The sequence below is a fragment of the Bradyrhizobium lupini genome (assembly GCF_040939785.1).
GTDB lineage: Bacteria > Pseudomonadota > Alphaproteobacteria > Rhizobiales > Xanthobacteraceae > Bradyrhizobium > Bradyrhizobium canariense_D.
Map to the genome: position 1 here is coordinate 2341391 of NZ_CP162553.1, position 17551 is coordinate 2358941.

The following is a 17551-nucleotide window of genomic DNA, read 5'->3' on the forward strand; positions in this document are numbered from 1 at the left end:
GAGTCGAGCGACACATTAGCTACGATTCACGCAGCGACAGCCGACCTCCCGCTCAGTCAACTACCAAACCTAGCAATTGATGGAGACGATGGACACATGCCAGTCAGTGGCTGTGAAATTCGCTCGGGCCACATAGGAAGTCGCCGCGCGATATAGATTTCATCGATCAATGGAGCTGATGGATGTTTTGCCTCGTCGTCCCCAGGTATCAAACCGTCTCCAATCGTGCCTTCCATCTTCACATGAGAGCCACTCGAGGGTTTGTGGCGGCGAGCTTACGGGCCGCCAAGGATGTTAGCGCCTTCTGCCTGCCTGTGCTTCATCCCATCGACCGAGCTGCGAGCGGCGTTTCTTGGATCGGGCGTGTTGTTCTGCGAGCTCCGCTATTGCCGCTGCTCTCTGTTGAAAGCAATTTTCCTTCGTTTTGGCAGAGGGTTTGTCGCAAGGTCCCTGGCCTCCGTGTATCGGCCACCAATCTCTTGCTAGCGAACGCGCACACCGCGCAGCCCGCTAATGTCGACACCTTCCAGCAGAAGCTCGCCTTGATTAGCGATCGAGCGACTAGGTTGTTTGCGCTGTGTACCCACACGTAGGCCAAGCGGCGCCGCTGTGGTGAGAGCGCGCAAGGTTGAGCGGTCTCGCTGACATAGAGAGGCCGCCTTGTGTCAAGCGTCTCCCACCGCATTGAGGGACAAGATTTGACATCCGCTCTAGTCCGTCAGGTGGAAGTGCACTTTATTCAAATCGACGGGCGCGAAAATCACCATGCATCGTTGCGTTATAACGCCGCTATCCACGCAAGCATATCTGACTGGCGTCGTTGCTTTCATGTCTGGACCAACTGCGAAGCCACGAGGTCGTATTGTCCTTTGTCTGATAGCTAGTCTCGCCAGCAGTTCGGCGGCGCCGAGTCGCGAGATCTCTGGCCCAAGAAGCCCCAGCCCCGATGAGCTCGATGAGGCAACAAGCAGAACAATTTCGGATTCGGCCATGACATTCCGAAGCGGGCGGCCCAAGGGAGCAGCCCGCCTTCCTAGGAGCTCCTTGCCAAAAACAGCTACGACCACAATAAAGCGAGACGTTGCCATGGCGACGGCCAAGATCAGAATTGAAAATCAGATCGACCCATTCGCAAAATTCGAGAAGCTTCGCGAAAGAGGTGGCGCTTTCACTCCTCCTGGTCCTGCGGACACGATAGATCACGATACAGCTTCTGTCAGATCCCAATTTTCGGATCTCGGGATTGGATTTGCTGGCTGGACGCTAAACACGCTTGTCGACAATGAATTCGGCAACGCCGCCAGAAGCACCATCGCCAATCAGCAATATGTCGGCCAGAATCCGACATTTAGTACGATCAACTCTATGATCGTGACTTATGACCTCGCTCGGTTTGGAATTCCCGATGGTCAGATCGTGGTCGGAGCCGAGCATCAACACTGGACATGGCAGAGCGCTGGGCCAGATCGGCTGGGCCTCAATGCAGTTTCTTACTATCAAACGCTATTCGACAGAAGGATCGAACTCAAACTGGGCTACCTCAGGAACCAACATGAGTTTGCGGGCGCTGGAGACAAAGTGTTTGGACCCTCATCGAGAATGCTGTTCCAAGCCGGCATGAGCAACAATTGGGCGCCAACGCCGGCTCTTAATCTGAAGTATAATTTTGATGATCGCCTATATAACAAATTCTCAATCCAGCGCTCGGTCAGTCCAGCAGGACAATATGCGCATGTAAGCGAGAATCCCACTGGCTTGAACTGGAGCACGCGCGACGCAGGCATTCTTTTGCTTGATGAGCTTTCCTACAGGAACAAGCCTACTCCGGGTGTAATGGAGACTTGGCTGCGGGCTGGCGCGGGCTTCAACAACAGCAGCTACACGGACCTGCAGCATCCGACAGAAGCGACGACCAAGGCCAACAGCGTCTACTATGTAGGTGCGGACAGGCAATTCTGGCAGTCTGCCGTCCACGGCTCGGCATCTCGCGGAGTCTATGGCGGGCTCTCTGCAATGTATGCTCCGCCTGACCTAAATAGAGCTAGTCAATACTACGAGATTCGCCTTTATGCGAAGGGCCTATTGGACAGCCGGCCCACAGATCAGATGAGTCTTGTTGTCAGCAATACCATCTGGAGCCATGTCGCGGTGGACGCTGCACTGGCAAAAGAGCAGCTGGCGCACCGCGACAGTACAGCAATTTCGGGACTGTACACGGCGCATCTGGCGCCCGGGATATATACAACCGTAGGACTGACCTACATCAATCACCCAACAAGCATTACCTACACACCGCAAACCGGACACGCCCTGAATATATTAGTATCTACGTCGGTATTCTTCTAAAGGCTCAGGACTGGGCGTGAATTCACCGGCATGTCGTCGAAATTACAATCGTTCCCTTTCAACGGCTTGGGCCGGTCATCGCGGCGTTTTGCTATCTCTGTGCTCCTGGCGCGAGGCCGGGTACCGCGTGAATTTAGGCATGTCCAAGGTAGCCTGCTGTTGGGAAGGGTAGCTTGGAGCCTTTGCTGGTTCGGGCTAGAGCGATAGACCGGCGCCGTATCGCGCAAAAGTCGTATCCTCTTGCGGCAGTGACAGTGCTTCTCGTTAGCTGCTCCTGCAAATCGTCATACTCGCGTCCGAGCCCATGACAACGCCGAAATCGTGCCCTCGGAGATTCCCGCGAAGAGACTTGGAAGTGGAACCGCGACACAGATGCCAAAATTCAGCCAGCTCCGGCAATCGCGCTCTGTCTGTCCGACGGTCGTGCCGTGGTCCGAAGGGCGATGCGCAAGGTTGGCGGAAACGCACCCCCGTCCGTGGGAAAGTCAACCGGACGCGGCCGGATGACTTGCGCCACTCGGCGCTGAATCATTTTCGGCCGGACGAGATAAGCTTGAGCATCTTACTTCAGCAAGGAGGTCGCCTCCCGGGTCTGCGCGCGCGTTAGCTCCTCCTCGGGCGAACATGCGACAAGCCAGTGCAACTATGTGAATTTGCCGCGCACTTCTAGGCAACTTTCGTGGACGGGTGCTTCGTCATCTTGAGGCGCGTCACACTGCATCGACCATCGACACTGACGGGCGCGTCGCCATCGAGTGTGGCACGATGAACGACGCGATGCTGGTCACCGTAATCGTTAACGGCATAATGCTGTGTTGCGCGGTTGTCCCAAATCGCGACATCGCCTTCTTTCCAGGTCCAGCGCACGGTATTTTCGGGCGCCGTGATATAGGACTGGAATAGTTGAAACAGCTTCTGGCTGTCGCGTTTTGGGATATCAATAAACCTTTGCACCAGATCGCCGAGCACCAGCGCGCGCTCGCCGGTCTCGGGATGTACACGGACCACCGGATGCTCCGTCTCATAGATTGTTTTGGTAAAGACCTCATCAAAATGCTTCTGATCGATTTCGCGAACACGGCAGGTCCCGGCGTAGTCGAAGGCGTTGCTGTGAACGGTCCAGAGTTCGTCGGCAAGCCGTTGGAGCGGCCGCGGCAGATCCAGGTACGCCGCCACAGCATTCGACCAAATCGTATCGCCGCCGGACGATGGGGTCACAATAGCTCGCAGCACCGCAGCTTTGGGATACGCCGCTAGAAAGGTTCCATCGGTGTGCCATACATCGGCTCGGCTACCTCCACGCGCGGAATCAAGCTCGATGATCGAGGTCGTTCCATTGATCGTACCGAGTGTCGGATGCGGTACCAGCTTTCCCAAACAAGCGGCAAAGCGCTCCTGCTCCGCGTCATCAAGATGCCCCTGATCGCGGAAGAAGATCACTTTATGTTTGAGCAGCAGGCTATTGATTGCAGCGACGGTTTGGCTCGGCAAATCACCCGAAAGTTTGATATTTCTGATTTCAACACCGATGCGCGCGGCGCGCTTGACGACGTCGGTCGCTGGAATGACACGCTCGGTCGAAGCTGTTTCTTTCATTGCAATTTTGTCCAGGTTTTGCGGATTGTTCGAGCAGTCGAGGGCACATCTCACTCGCTTTCGATGACGAACCTCGCGCTGCGGGTACTCTTGAGCAAGCGCCATGCCAGTCGGACACGAGCTGTGAACGTCGGGTTGATGATCCGAACAGTTTGCCAGGAGCGCGATGGCACCTCCGATCCTCTTGCAATCCGAACCCGCAAAAAGACCAGAGGTGAAAACTCTGAGGCAAGCGCCCCGGTCCGGGCGAAAGGCACGCAACACCGAGAGGAATTGTACCGCTCGGCACCCGAACAGAAACGCGCCAGACGGCCTTCGTGCAACTTTGAGCAGCGAGCCGTGCGTGCCGTTCTCGTCCAGTATGGCACCTTCCCAACCGTTTGCACAATCAACCAAACACGGGCCGCGTCTGCGAACGAGCCATCACCGGCTCTGAAGGTGTCCGGGACCTGCCCTGGCCGCGATCACTGCCGGAACTTCATCCGCCGGAAATGGAAGAGGAATAGATGACCTTGGAAGAGCCCCAAACGATTGAATTTACGGTTTCATCTAGGCGAAAGCCATTGATCCGCGGCACTGGGATCGCGATGTTCTCGATGCACCGACGTCCGAGGGCAGTGAGGCAGATGCTCGGCATTGTCCCGGTGTCTTTGCCTAAGACGGCAAAGATATGCCCACTACCGACCGTTATAGGTGTTTCAATGTTGTCGAAGTAATTACCCTCGACGAGTGCTTGCACAGACGATCCAGCATCCACTGCATGGACAAATCCGCCGCTGTGTTGCGCATTCGTGTTGTGGAAGTAATTGTTAACGAGATGGATAATGGCCTGCGCACCGTCAATGTGCGGCCCCCGCCCCGAGATCTCATGAAAATAGTTATTTGCGATAGTGATCGTCTGCGGGACACCAAGAAACAGGAGGTTCCAATTGTGCTCCCCGTTACAATAAGAGGAATAGATATCGCTGCTATCGAAGTCGTTCCAGGATACCCTAATATTCGTCGTGGGGCCAAAGCCGCCGGCAATCATCTGACGCCCGATATTGTGAAATCGGTTGTGATCGATCCACACCAGGTCGGCTCGTGCAATTGCAATAGCATCGCCGGCAAATATCACGCCTTCATTGATATCACTGATGGTCAGGTTGCGAATAACGACGTTGCGACCCCATTCAGGCGCAGCCCCTTCCCTTTGATTGTAGCGGTCGAGCGAATGCCGATCACCGTTTTGTTTGAGCCAATTTCCAGCGGGCGCTTGCCGGCCCTGTCGAAGACGACCGACGTCTTCTCCTTGCCATCGCAATGCGCGTCGTTTCCATCGATCAGAAGAAGGGACTCACGCTTGTAAGGTGCCGAACAGGCACGGCCGTGTTGGCATCCCTGCCCTTCGCCTCGCCCCTCCGTACCGGTAAAGTCTATGGTTCCAATTACCTGGATCTCGCGCGGAGTATGGTCATTGCACTGGCCGAAGCTGTACGACCGACATAACTCATAATTCAGAGCTTTGGTTGATCTGACCTGAACTATCTCGCCTCCCAGCCCGCCCGTCGCTGCAGAGCCATAGCCCTTGGTGGCCTCGCATCGCACATCGTTCGGTCCGAGCACGGACAAGACGCCGAGGACGGCAGCAAGTCTGCCGAGCACGCGCAACGAACGCTTGATGTGCTCCACCGTGTGTTTCATAGGCATATGCTCTCTCTTACCTTCGCAATTCCGCACGACAACTTGAATTTTCGAGCCGAAATGCTGAACTAGACGGGGCCATCAGCATGCGGCGTTAACGCCATTAGATCGTCGTCAATAAGGCAGGCTGGTAACATCGGAAGCATGCTAAACAACAGTCGAGGCGTGCAGCCGCAGGCAGTGTGCCAGGTGGAATCGACCTGGGTAGCCATTGAGCGGCTCACGGCCGATCGAGCGCGGTCAGAATGAAAGCAAGATCTTATCCCACGTTTCACCGTAACGCGCACGGCTCGAAAGCAACGGCTGGACCAGCTTGCAACCGCGCTTTTTGATTTGCGCCTTCGACGCTTGATGGGCTAGCTGCCCTCAGGGACCAGCACGCCCCGGAATGAAACTACCAAACCTGGCTGTTCCTGCGATCCCGAATGAGGCGTACCGCAGTTCAAATCATGAGTCGTCCGGCCTCCGTCGGGCTGCCTGGGAGCTTCACTGATGTACACGCCGTCCTGCTTCCAACTTCTCGATATCGCCGACCTTCAACGGACAATGCGCGAGGCACGGACAGCGACACTGGTCACCGCCACTCACGAGGGGCTTGTTGGAACGATGCTGCCCGTAGTACTCGACGAGAGCGCAGGCTCGATGGGCACGATTTACGCGCACGTGGCGCGTGCTAATCCGCAGTGGAAGCTGACACCAACCGGCGAGGCGATGGCAATTTTCGGTGGGGCGGAGGCCTATATCAGCCCTTCATGGTACGTGACCAAACACGAGAGAGGCGAGGCCGTACCAACGTGGAACTATGTCGCTGTGCATGCCTACGGACCAGTTGAGTTCTTCGAGGATTCCGATCGGCTCCGCGAGGTAGTCACGCGGCTGACTGATGTACATGAGCGCTCAAGCAAAGACCGCTGGGCGGTCTCCGACGCACCTGCCGATTTCATCAAAGCGGAGCTCGAGGGGATTATCGGCCTGCGATTGCAAATTACACGGCTAGATGGCACACGGAAGATGAGCCAGAACAGCAATGCCGCGGATCGCGCCGGCGTCATCGAGGGCTTATCCAAGAGCGACCGTGAGGAAGACCGTCGTGCAGCTCACCTCATTCCGAAAGGATGACGAACCCGATCGACGTATTGTAAACGACCCGGTGTCACGTGGATTTCCTCCACTTCCTCGGCTGCTCTCCTTTTGCACAACCACGCGCGGGCGGCGCGCTTCTGCTCCCGGCAGGTGCTTTACACAGCACAAGAACGCGCCGCGTCCGCGAGCGGCAACCGCGGACGCCCAAGCCGCTAGGCCAACTCCAGCTTTTATGGCGTGCAAGTCTCGAGAGATTTACAAAGAGCCCTCCAGGCGTCTGGAATTGACATTGCGGTCAGATTGCAGATTCTCTGACAGTTCACGACAATCTGCGGTCGCGCACACTCCCGATGGGCAGCAAGAAACGCGAATGTCTTACATTTGCAAGGTCGCGCAGCTCACTTCTGTCACAATGATAGGGGCTCCCGGACCACCCTGCTCGACCTCGAATTCGGCGTAAGACGTTCAAGAGACTTGTTTCGCCTGATCGACGCCCTCCGGCGCAACGGGAATACTGAACCGAAAGACGGCCCCGTGAGGATCATTGGCGCCCGCCCACATCCGGCCCCCATGCGCCTCAATAATGGAATGGCAAATGGCCAGCCCCATGCCCATGCCTTCTGACTTGGTGGTGTAGAACGCCTCGAACATTCGGTCTGCGCTGTTTGGATCGAGTCCTGGACCTGTATCCCGAAAGCTGACCAATACATTATTCGAGCCATCTGTGCGCGTCGTGATCAGTAATTCGCGTTCGCCTTCGTTGATCTCGCTCATAGCCTCGATGGCATTCGTGATCAGATTGAGAATCACCTGCCGTACCTGAACGCGATCTGCCCTAACGAGCGGCAAAGCCTCAGGCCGTCGGGTTTGCACCCACACGTCATTTTGTGCAAGTTCCGCGCGGACTAGGGCCAACACCTCTAAGATCAATTCGTCAATTGCAAGAAGCTCGGTTTGCATGGGCGCTTTGTTCATAAGAGCGCGGATCCGACCGATCACGTTTCCTGCGCGCATACTGTCACGAACAATCAAACCGAAGGTCTGCCGAACCTCTTCCAGATTTGGCGGTTGAGCACCGAGCCAATTTAGCCCCGCCCCCGCATTACTGCTGATCGCGGCAATCGGCTGGTTCACCTCATGCGCGATCGAGGCGGCCAGATGTCCCATTGTCGTGATCCGATTGGCATGTGCAAGGCCCATCAGAGTCTCGCGATAGCGCCGTTCGCTTTCGCGGGCCTCCGCTTCCGCTCTCTTTCGTTCTGTCAGGTCCAGGACGAAGCCAACACCTTGGTCCTCTCGCGCATCGAACACGGCGAGGCCAATGAGCACTGGCACGCGACTGCCATCCTTCCGAACATACTCTTTCTCGAACTGCTGAACAGCTCCGGTCCTTTTTGCTTCTGTGTGAGCATCCATTGTGCGCTCGTGCCATTCTGGAGGCGTCAGATCGAGACCGTTCACTCGGCCTGCGAGGAGATCTTCTTGCTCGTATCCAACCATCGTGAGGAAGGCTTGATTTGCTTCGATGATCTCGCCCCCTTCGTGAATGATAAAGATTCCGATGATGTTAGCGTCGAGCAAGCGCCGGATTTTCGCCTCCCGTTGCTGAACTTCGCTGTACAACCGGCTGTTTTCGAGCGCTGTTGCAGCTTGAGAGGCAAGCATTTTCTGCATTGATGTTCGGGCAGCCGAGAATATGCGCGGGGCGAGATTATTCTCCAGATAAAGTACGCCGATCAGCTTGCCCTGCGTGATGAGTGGCAGGCAAAGAATAGAACGCGCTTTGCGCTCGCGGATATAAGGATCTTCGGCAAATGAAGGCTGGACGACAGCGTCTTCGAGAACCACGTTTTCGCGGACACGTAGCACGAAATGCAGCACGGATTCGGGAAGAGCCATCGGAGTTACGGGCTGTTCATCCACCTTTATAACGAGCGCATCTGCTACCGTTTTGCCTTCCGCTTCGATCCGTGGCTCGTCGCCATGCAGCAGAATCAACACACCTCTTTCGGCGCCGGCCTGCTCAATGGTAGTCCGCATAAGCTTGTCAATTAGCTTCTGAAGCACAATCTCGCCGGAAATCGCCTGCGACACTTTGATCACCGTCGCCAGATCAAGTTGCTCAACCGGAGCTCCGATCGTCATGCCATTCACGGCAAGCGGGGGCTCCTGATGCATGAGATGCGGATGCAGCTCCTCGAGTTGACGCACCTTACCATCCGCTCCCCAACGAAGGTAGCCGCGCCGCGCGTCCTGCAGGTAAACCCGGGAGATCCTGGCAAAACCGCGTGCAGCATAAAAGCGCGCTGCAAGTTCACAAGCGATCCCCTCGTGGTGGGGGAAACCGTTACGTCCTGCGGTTTGGATTGAGTGTTCGTACAGTCGCATTGCGTCTGCATCCCGGCATTCTAACCTCGCAATTTCAGCGCCGACCAAGGCAGCCCGATTCTCGAAGTTGTCGGGGCAATTCGTCGCCCATGTCTGCAGTTGCCTGTAATGAGCATCAATGACATCTCGGTGTGGCTGTTGTTCGCCTTCGCCCAGCCTGTCGCAATAACACGAGTGAGACAGCGCACCATAAAAGTGAAACTCCGCGGTCAAGGGCTCTGTTGGTATGGTCCATAATTTGGGCTCGGCCTTCGAGCGAGCCTCAACAGCCGCAGCATAATCGCCGGATAGGAAGCGCGCCTGAAGTTTGCGGATCCAGTAAACGGTTTCGCTAGGTGACTCCGGACTTCCTGCCAACGATCGTTCAACGTCTAGCTCGTCAAATTGTTGGTCGTCGAAGCAACCGAGCGAGCGCGTGAGGCCGCGCATGGTTCTGACGATTGCGAGCTGAGCGGCTACCGCCTCAGCAGCAAATTGTACCTTTCTGTTCCGGATCGTAGCAGCGCTTTTCTCTAACTCGTTCTGTACCTCTTTCAGGTGATCTCCGGCCATCATCATACTTCCGGTTAGATGGACCGAACTGTACGCCTCATAGATGACATCACCGCTACTTACCGCGGCTTCGAGGGCTCGCCGGATCAAAACTCGGCCGTCTCTAAGCGGCTTCGTCCACGGGATCACGGTGGCTCCGACGGCCAAATAGACGTGAGCCCGAAAACGAGAGAACTCGCCGCGATCAGCCAGATCGCAAGCAAGACGACCAAATTTATCGGCCGCTTGGTAGTCACCGAAGCGTCCGGCCGAGATTCGGCCTAACCATGCGTAATGGGCGCAGGAAGCATCAGTGTTGCCGTATTCGAGGCTGATGCTGACCGCTCGGCAGATCACTAAAGCGGATAAATTGGCGTCTGTGAAACCTGCAGCCGGAAGAATCCGCGTCAACACGGCGAGCGTGGCAAGCTTGGCCTGGTCTGTCATTCGAGGCAAACCAGCAACATCCTCGATTGCGTCGGGCAGCTGTGACCACATCCGCTGATATTCGGCCAGCATTTCATGGTCCGTCGGACGCTGCGACCACTCGATCCCGACGTCGCGAAGATATTCGAGACCTATGAGCACTGCCCGGCCGTGCTGACCCAGCGTCAAGTAAAGATCGACCCGCAAACATGCGACCGTTGCTCGTTGTGGCCCGTTCAAAGCTCGCTTCGACAGTGCGGACAAGAGACGCTCTGCAATCTCCAGCTGGCCTACCAAGAATTCGCATTCGGCCCGGCTGGTCTCGAGTGCGAACGCGAGCTCGCGGCGCCTTTGCCAAAAATTGGGCGCGAGCAGCGCAGCACCGACGGTGAAATATGTTAGCGCCGAGGCGTAGGCCGCCGAGGCCTTGGCACGCTGCCCTGCGATCAAGTTCAACTCGGCGAGCTGCTCTCGCTCCTGACCGGAAGCGATGAGCGCGACGCCTCGATTGAGCTGACTGACAATGTCGAAGATGGCCTCTTCGCGTTTGTGCGCAGGGATGTGTGCCGCGAGCATCCGACCGATCCGCAGATGGGAAGGAGCGCGCGAGGATTCCGGCATCAGCAAGTAGGCCGCCTCTTGAACGCGATCGTGGACAAAGCGGTAGGCTGTCCCATGCCGCACGATCAGTTCCTGCCGGATTGCCGGCCACACGGTCGCGTGCACTTGCTCCTCTGGAATTTCGAGCACAATCGCAAGCTCCGCCGTCCCGGCGATGTTGCCGAAACAGGCCAGCTGTTGCAGCGCTTCCTGCGTTTCCTTGGGCAGCCGGATGAGCTTGCCGAGCATCAGATCGACGACGTTCTCGGTGTACGCTTTTGCGTGAATTCGCTGCAGATCCCAACGCCAGCGCGCCGACACGTGATCGAACGTCAACAGCTGCTCTCCCGCTAGTTCAGACAAGAATTGAACGGCGAAGAACGGATTGCCCATCGTCTTCTGATGCACCAACTTCGCAAGCGGGGCAGCGCGTTTTGGTCCGCAGCGAAGGGTATGCGCGACCAACTGCCCGACGTCGTCTGCGCTGAGCGGCGATAGCGTGATCTCCTGTAGATTTAGGCCGGCTCTCCCGATGGACTCGAGCTTGCGTTTGAGCGGATGATCTGCATCAACTTCGTTGCTGCGGTAAGCTCCAATAAGCAGCAGGTGCAGATCCGGCTGGGTCAGCAGATCCTCGATCAGGTCGAGTGTTGCGGCGTCATACCACTGCAAATCATCGAGGAAGAGCACCAATGGATGGGTTCGCCGGGCGAACACGCCAATAAAGCGACGAAACACGAGCTGGAAACGGATTTGCGCTTGGCGGGCTGGAAGTCCAGCAACCGCGGGCTGCTCGCCGATAACAAGGCTCAAATCGGGGATCAATTCGACCATCAGCCGTCCATTCCCACCGAGCGCCTCCCGGAACGCCTGCCGCCAAGTCGCGAGTTCGCCCTCACTTTTGCTGAGAAGAGGACGCACAAGGCTCTGAAAGGTCTGCACTAGTGTCGCATATGGCACATCGCGCTTCACTTGGTCGAATTTGCCTGATGCCAAGAGCCCGCGATAGGGCACGAGTACTTTGTGTAGCTCCTGGACGAGCGAAGACTTACCGATGCCGGAATAACCGGCAACCAGCACCAACCTCGGCGCGCCGCTCTTCACCGCTCGATCGAAAGAGCCAAGCAAGGTCTCGATCTCGCGGGCTCTCCCATAGAGCTTCTCGGGGACGATCAACCGATCAGGTGTGTCGTCTGCGCCAAGTTCAAAAAGGCTCGATGCGACCATGGTTGGCCCATGCTGCCAGACAGTGTTGCAGATCGTGTTCAAGGCCAGCGGCAGTCTGGTAGCGTTCCTCGGCGGTTTTCGCGAGGAGTTTCATCGCAATGTGAGAGATTGGCTCCGGGACATTTTGCGATTTCTCGAGGGGCGGTGTTGCTTTTCTTGCAATATGACAATGAATCCACTCCAACGGGTCTGAGCCCGTGAACGGCAGCGCGCCGGTCAGCATCTGGTAGAATATCACCCCAAGTGAATAGAGATCACTGCGAGAGTCGACCGAGCGATTCATTCGTCCGGTCTGCTCGGGCGCCATGTAGGGCAGCGAGCCGGCGATGAACTCGGCAGGCTCAAGCGGCACCCGCTCGCGGGAAAGCCGGGACGCCAGCCCGAATCCGGTGAGTCGCACTTGTTCGTCAGGACAATTGACCAGAATGTGACCGGGTTTCAGGTCCTTGTGGATTAAGCCGCGGCGGTGGAGCTTGCCCACGGACCTCGTGACACCAATAGCAAGGCGCAGGAAGCGCTGAGGCTCCATGCCGACTCCAACTAAGTTTAGCAGCGGCTCGCCGCATGGATCCTCCAGGACCAGCATGGTACGACCAGCTTCCCGGATGAGTTCCAGAGGCCGCACCGCCCATGCCTCATCTAGCTCCTCTCTCAGCTCATACTCGTGGGCGAGGCACTCGATCGTGGCGGGGTGTTCCCCGGTGGGACGCACGAGAAGCACGACAGCCTTGCTGCCGTTGATTTGCCGCCACGCACGGCAGAACACACGACCTCCGTCCCTCCACAGGGGCTGGATGTCGTTGTCGAGATTTGAGCCGAACACATTTCGGCTGGGAGGGGCGCGCGGCATTTGCCTGACCAGACTAAGAAGACGCGCGCCAAATCTGACATATAAGAGGCGCCATTTGTGAAGGAACTTCACAAAATTCACTGCAGGGTCCGGATCATGGCCGCCAAAGAGAGCCCGCAGCAAGCACAATATAACGGACGCACGCTGTATGTTAGAGCCCGATCGTGTCGATCGAGCGCAGCCCTGCGCGCAGCTCGAGCCCGGGCGGCGGCTCCGGACTACGCAGCGCGCCGGCGCGGAAGGAGTCCTTCGCGATAGAGCGACTCAAGCCGAAGGCTTCCCACGCCAAGGACAGCGGCTCGATTGACGAAATGCCGCCACTAACAATGAAGTTGTTTGGCACGTCTACTTTGAAGAGGAACAACTCGCCCGGCTGGAGCGCCCGAAACTACGTGGTGCCGCTGGGTTGCCACGAAAAGGTTAAAGATAGCTGGAATACTGGGCCGCCCTCTGATTCGTATTTCAAGGCGGCGGCACGGACAAAGCCTGGCAGCAATCCTCTTGAGGCAAATGTAGGGGGCGGTTGTCGCCGGTCCAGCGGCGATCGAACCTCTCAACCACGAGCACACGGTTGCCTTCAAACTCCTCGATCGCGATGGCGGCGCTCGGAAGTCCGAGAGCTGCTGTCAGCTGGCAGAAGAACTCATTCTCGACGCTGTAGGAAAGATTGAGGCCGTTCGGTAGTCGGTCAATCCGCGGTTTGAGAATGTGCGTCGTGGCTGTAGTCGCCAGCGGCTTGTACCAACGCCCTTTCCAGAACAAGAGCGCGGTCTTTTCCTGGGCGCCGGCGATCGAGATCCGAAAGTCCTCGTCCTCACCAAGCTCAAGGAGAGCCGATGCAAAGGTCGCCGAGAAGCCGGGCGATTCTCGTCGTCAACGGGTCTGCCGTCAACAGCCCCGGCAGCGCCCGGGTTCGATGCCGTCCGGCAGGAATTGCAATGGGCCGACGCAGTCCCGTCCGACACCAGTGAGTAGGTCGTAAGCGTCGATGCCCTGAGCGTGGACTCGCTCCGCCATACGATGGCGGATGGGCATGCTGTCGGGCAGGAGATTGTCGGAAACGGCGACGACAGCGGCACCGATATAGCGGTCCCTCACGCAGAGCAGAGATAGCGACACGGGCAGCGCATGCTCCCAGGCAAGCCAGGACGGATCTCTGAAGTCGATTGCGCCGACGAATGGTGTTCTGCAATGCGCGTTCACCGGCTTCGGATGAGGAGAGCACAAGGTTCGCTTTGTGGGCAATCTCGGATCGGCACATACTTTGATCCGTCATCTCCTCGACGAAGATGGGTGCGCTGCCTAAAACCCAGCGACGCTCCTTACAAGCTGGGTTCCAGCGAGCCCTTCTTCGATAGCCCTTTCGAACGGAGACGGCTGCGATCCTGAACGACGTGTTCCTTGCCCTGACCAAGGCCGGCCACCAGCCTTGGATTGGCGAACAACCCCGCAATGTCAGCATGACAGTGGGCCGTTAAGACGATCTCGTTCACGCTCGATCACCCGGGGCCAGGACGCAGGCCAACGGACGACTCCAAACACCGCATGAAGCTTCCGAAACCCTCCGACTGGAGATCCCAGCCACTGGAGAACAGCGGAACGCCTTCTCGTCCCAGTCGCGCTGCGACAGATCTAACTTGCCAACTACGAACTCCACCTAGTCGGCTCGAGAGATGCTAACTCGATCAATCTACAAGACATGTACAACGTGACCCTACGTACGATTCAAGCCTTTCCCGTCTGTGTGAAGTAGCAGGGAGTCACCATCTACTTTGGCTGCTAAACGAGTCTCAGTTTTGCCACGCGGGTCACATCATCTGGGACACCATCACCACGGATGTACTGGCGATGTGGGGCGAACCCGGCACACTTCTTCTCAAAGGAGTGCGCCGGGCCGCCTTAATGAGTTGCGTCGGAAGATTGATGAGCTAGTGGGCGGTTGGCGGCTGCTCCAAGCGGACCGCTCGAGCCAGTTTCAGCCCTATACTGCGGCATTGAGGAGCTAAGCTTCGAATCAGCGTGCTCGATACGCACCTATGGTGCCCGCCAATCCCGCGAATGCGCCCTCTCCATTTGAATTACACACATCATCTTCGGATACGAGCAGCGAAGCAATCGGCAGGACGCACGAACGTGGGCGCCCCCGCAGCTCGAGATGATTACATTTCCTACAAAGCACGACCGAAAGGACTTGAATCGCACCATGCGTCAGGTTGTACGAAACCGATGCAAGGTGCTTTCCCAAGCTCGCTAAAGACGCAACTCACAGGCGCTCTGACGACGCAAAAACGAATTTATGTGCTGATGCCGCTGCTACTCGTTCTGATGTCCATTTTCTTTACTGCGGGTGCGATAGTCTACGCCTCATGCCGATCTCAACAACGCCGGCGGGATCGGCGCATGCACAGGCACATTGGCCCCAATTCGCTCAGCTCGCGCCCCCGCGTGCAGCTACCGAGGCGGCGGGCATTTTGATCCGGCCGCTTAACGAGAGTCCGCCGACGCCTCATGCGCCTGAACGGGGATGCCAAGCGGCATCCGCCGCCAGCTAGAGCGAGCGCCTCAACTTGGCTGCTGATTGATTTGATCAATGCCGCCGGGCCGTTCCAACGGGACGGCGGACAGACGGAAGCCAGTTCTCGACCACTCGGGCCCTTTTTGCTAGACTTTCGTGATAATGTCTTACGCACGCAAACGGCTGGCCGTTCGCATACCTGGAAGATCTCAGAGATTTGCACTGCGCGAAAGCTCCTGAGAAGGCCGCCACGGGCAACCTTTGGTCGTGGCTCCACAGAACTTCTACCACGATTGCAAAAGTGAGGCTTTTATCGTGACCAAGCGCTCTGAACCGCGGAAGCAAGCCGCAACTGTCGAAGGGCCGGAGGTGAGACCGAGCGTGTTGGTCGTCGACGACGACCTCTCAATGCGCGAATCGCTCGTCAACCTGTTTCGTTCGATCGGTCTAGACGTTGTTGCTTTCGGATCGGCCCAAGAACTGCTCCAGAGCGAGCTTCCTGATGTTCCCAGCTGCCTTGTGCTTGATATCAGACTGCCGGGCTTGAGCGGGCTGGAGCTCCAGATTGAATTAGCCAAACTGAGGGTTCACATTCCCATTATTTTCATCACCGCTCATGGCGATATTCCGATGACCGTCAAAGCGATGAAGAATGGAGCAATCGATTTTCTCGGCAAGCCGTTTCGCGATCAGGAACTGCTCGATGGAGTGGTCGCAGCGATCGAACAGGATCGCAAGAGACGAGCTATAGACAAGGTTGTCACGAAGCTGCAGTCCTTGTTCGAGGCTCTAAGTCCACGAGAGCAGGATGTCTTGAGACTGGTCGCCACGGGCCTCTTGAACAAACAGGTAGCCGCGGAACTCGGGCTTGCCGAGATTACAGTCAAAATCTACCGGGGGCACGTGATGAAGAAGATGGGTGCTCGATCACTAGCCGATTTGATTAGAATGGCGGAGAGGCTGGGAATTGGGACCGACCGTTTCAGAGTACAAACCTAAGTATGATTTTACAATTTCTTCGTACACGCGCACCCTTCAGCTGGCCGCCATGCTTCGGCCAGTGCCTTCGCCCAACCAGGACGGGTGGTCTTGTCTAACACTATTTCCGTTGTCGACGATGATCCTTCAATTCGTGTCGCGCTGAACAACCTCTTGAAATCACAGGGCCACGTCGTTCATACGTTTGCTTCGGCCGAGGAATTCCTGGAGTCGTCTCAATTGAACAGCACGTCCTGTGTAATTGCAGACGTGCAGATGCCCACGATGAGCGGCTTTGAACTTTTAGAACAGATGCGGGCCCAAGGCCACGCTGCGCCATTCATTTTGATTACTGCCTTCGCGGATGATCGCACGCGAGCCCGCGCTTTGAGCGCCGGCGTGACCGGCTTTTTCGCTAAACCGTTTCCCGCTCTGGAGTTGATGGCCTGCGTCGATGAAGTACTCCGCGAGCACGGTCCCGGAACAAACGCCTGAAAGCGGGGCAAGCAATCTGGACCAAGCCGCGCCCGCGCGGCGCTCACGATGTCGATCAACGCGCGATTGCTCGTGCTTACCCCGCGCCAGTGGCGACCATCACCTTTTGATGTAGCCGCACTCCTGTCGCTATTGTCGCACTTTCGACGTCTGGTTGAAGCACTTGCTAGTTCGGGCCCCCGACAACATGCCTCCCGTATGATCGCGTAATCCGACGAGGCCGAAGCGCTCGTCGCGTTAACGCAGGAGCGCGCGATCTTGAGTGCGACAACCATTGCTGAGTTCGGCGCGAAAGTGCCACGGATCCGGCCGCCGAGTTTGGGGGAAAAGGAGGCGGCGATCGCGGCCAACATCACGGAGTTTGTCAAGACGTTCGCTGCGGAATTCCGAGAAGCCGCAAAGACGTATGTTGGCAGATCGAATGTTGGCGGATCGAACAGTTTGCACCGCCAGATCCGCTAAATTCGGTTCGATCCCAGCAACTCTTCGGACTGAAGCACCGGAAGCTTACGCATCCGTTGGAATGGCAACACAAGTGCCGCTGGCAGATTCGATCTCAAGCCATGCCTTTGCTGCCGAATCCATCCACGCCGACGACTGCCCGGCGATTGTGTCGACCAAGCGCAAGGCCAAAACCGGTCGGGCGGCGGGCGTGTCCTTCTAGTCCCTGAGACCGTGGCCTGAGCATGTCGCTTCCGGCTCGCGGTATCCTGACGCAAGGTACCGCACGCATGCGCAACGTCTTCACGCGCGGCTAGGTAAACCTGTTCGCGAAAGATGACTTAACACGGGGGCCGTCGCTGGATGGGGACGAAGCTACTAGAGATGATAGC

12 protein-coding genes and 1 pseudogene are annotated in these 17551 nt (G+C 57.2%); 6 read left to right on the forward strand and 7 right to left on the reverse strand.

Features of this window, described 5'->3' with window-relative positions; translation table 11 throughout:
* The first annotated feature begins 1086 nt into the window (after nucleotides 1-1086).
* Nucleotides 1087-2346 carry a carbohydrate porin gene (locus AB3L03_RS11385; protein ID WP_368508600.1) on the forward strand — a complete coding sequence of 420 codons (1260 nt, stop codon included), beginning with the start codon at nucleotides 1087-1089 and terminating at the stop codon, nucleotides 2344-2346.
* A gap of 666 nt (nucleotides 2347-3012) precedes the next feature.
* Here the strand turns inward: AB3L03_RS11385 and AB3L03_RS11390 are convergent.
* The 3 genes from AB3L03_RS11390 to AB3L03_RS11400 all read right to left on the reverse strand — a co-directional run bounded on the left by AB3L03_RS11390 (nucleotide 3013) and on the right by AB3L03_RS11400 (nucleotide 5625).
* Nucleotides 3013-3942 carry a TauD/TfdA dioxygenase family protein gene (locus AB3L03_RS11390; RefSeq protein WP_368508601.1) on the reverse strand — a complete coding sequence of 310 codons (930 nt, stop codon included), beginning with the start codon at nucleotides 3940-3942 and terminating at the stop codon, nucleotides 3013-3015.
* Nucleotides 3943-4420: 478 nt separating this feature from the next.
* Nucleotides 4421-5059, reverse strand: a complete 639-nt coding sequence (locus AB3L03_RS11395) for a hypothetical protein (RefSeq protein WP_368508602.1) — start codon at nucleotides 5057-5059, stop codon at nucleotides 4421-4423.
* A 23-nt stretch (nucleotides 5060-5082) separates the two neighbouring features.
* Complete coding sequence (locus tag AB3L03_RS11400; protein WP_368508603.1) at nucleotides 5083-5625, reverse strand: hypothetical protein; 543 nt, start codon at nucleotides 5623-5625, stop codon at nucleotides 5083-5085.
* Nucleotides 5626-6117: 492 nt separating this feature from the next.
* Here AB3L03_RS11400 and AB3L03_RS11405 point away from each other — a divergent pair, with 492 nt between their 5' ends.
* A complete protein-coding gene (locus tag AB3L03_RS11405) occupies nucleotides 6118-6744 on the forward strand; it encodes an FMN-binding negative transcriptional regulator (RefSeq protein WP_368508604.1) in 627 nt (208 codons plus the stop codon).
* A gap of 429 nt (nucleotides 6745-7173) precedes the next feature.
* Here AB3L03_RS11405 and AB3L03_RS11410 read toward each other — a convergent pair.
* From AB3L03_RS11410 to AB3L03_RS11425, 4 genes and pseudogenes are all read right to left on the reverse strand, one after another.
* Nucleotides 7174-12730: pseudogene (locus tag AB3L03_RS11410) on the reverse strand (AAA family ATPase).
* A 462-nt stretch (nucleotides 12731-13192) separates the two neighbouring features.
* Nucleotides 13193-13492 (reverse strand): HipA domain-containing protein, encoded by a 300-nt coding sequence (locus AB3L03_RS11415; RefSeq protein ID WP_246648954.1) that lies wholly within the window; start codon nucleotides 13490-13492, stop codon nucleotides 13193-13195.
* A gap of 126 nt (nucleotides 13493-13618) precedes the next feature.
* The gene (locus AB3L03_RS11420; protein ID WP_368509034.1) at nucleotides 13619-13933 is read right to left on the reverse strand and encodes a HipA N-terminal domain-containing protein; all 315 of its coding nucleotides are present in this window, start codon (nucleotides 13931-13933) and stop codon (nucleotides 13619-13621) included.
* Nucleotides 13934-14052: 119 nt separating this feature from the next.
* On the reverse strand, nucleotides 14053-14223 hold the full coding sequence (locus tag AB3L03_RS11425; RefSeq protein WP_219682624.1) for a hypothetical protein: 171 nt from the start codon (nucleotides 14221-14223) through the stop codon (nucleotides 14053-14055).
* Between the two features lie 1430 nt (nucleotides 14224-15653).
* Here AB3L03_RS11425 and AB3L03_RS11430 point away from each other — a divergent pair.
* The 4 genes from AB3L03_RS11430 to AB3L03_RS11445 all read left to right on the forward strand — a co-directional run bounded on the left by AB3L03_RS11430 (nucleotide 15654) and on the right by AB3L03_RS11445 (nucleotide 17382).
* On the forward strand, nucleotides 15654-16244 hold the full coding sequence (locus AB3L03_RS11430) for a response regulator transcription factor (protein ID WP_368509035.1): 591 nt from the start codon (nucleotides 15654-15656) through the stop codon (nucleotides 16242-16244).
* 84 nt (nucleotides 16245-16328) lie between these two features.
* Nucleotides 16329-16718 (forward strand): response regulator transcription factor, encoded by a 390-nt coding sequence (locus AB3L03_RS11435; RefSeq protein WP_368508605.1) that lies wholly within the window; start codon nucleotides 16329-16331, stop codon nucleotides 16716-16718.
* 258 nt (nucleotides 16719-16976) lie between these two features.
* Nucleotides 16977-17180 (forward strand): hypothetical protein, encoded by a 204-nt coding sequence (locus tag AB3L03_RS11440; RefSeq protein WP_368508606.1) that lies wholly within the window; start codon nucleotides 16977-16979, stop codon nucleotides 17178-17180.
* Between the two features lie 61 nt (nucleotides 17181-17241).
* Nucleotides 17242-17382, forward strand: coding sequence for a hypothetical protein (locus AB3L03_RS11445; protein ID WP_231189053.1), 141 nt, complete (start codon nucleotides 17242-17244; stop codon nucleotides 17380-17382).
* Nucleotides 17383-17551 lie beyond the last annotated feature (169 nt).

What these genes read in the sequence shown, in the direction of transcription:
- AB3L03_RS11385 (WP_368508600.1), top strand. Translation starts at nt 1,087, where the DNA reads ATGGCGACGGCCAAGATCAGAATTGAAAATCAGATCGACCCATTCGCA.
- AB3L03_RS11390 (WP_368508601.1), bottom strand. Translation starts at nt 3,942, where the DNA reads ATGAAAGAAACAGCTTCGACCGAGCGTGTCATTCCAGCGACCGACGTC.
- AB3L03_RS11400 (WP_368508603.1), bottom strand. Translation starts at nt 5,625, where the DNA reads ATGAAACACACGGTGGAGCACATCAAGCGTTCGTTGCGCGTGCTCGGC.
- AB3L03_RS11405 (WP_368508604.1), top strand. Translation starts at nt 6,118, where the DNA reads ATGTACACGCCGTCCTGCTTCCAACTTCTCGATATCGCCGACCTTCAA.
- AB3L03_RS11430 (WP_368509035.1), top strand. Translation starts at nt 15,654, where the DNA reads ATGCGCGAATCGCTCGTCAACCTGTTTCGTTCGATCGGTCTAGACGTT.
- AB3L03_RS11445 (WP_231189053.1), top strand. Translation starts at nt 17,242, where the DNA reads ATGGCAACACAAGTGCCGCTGGCAGATTCGATCTCAAGCCATGCCTTT.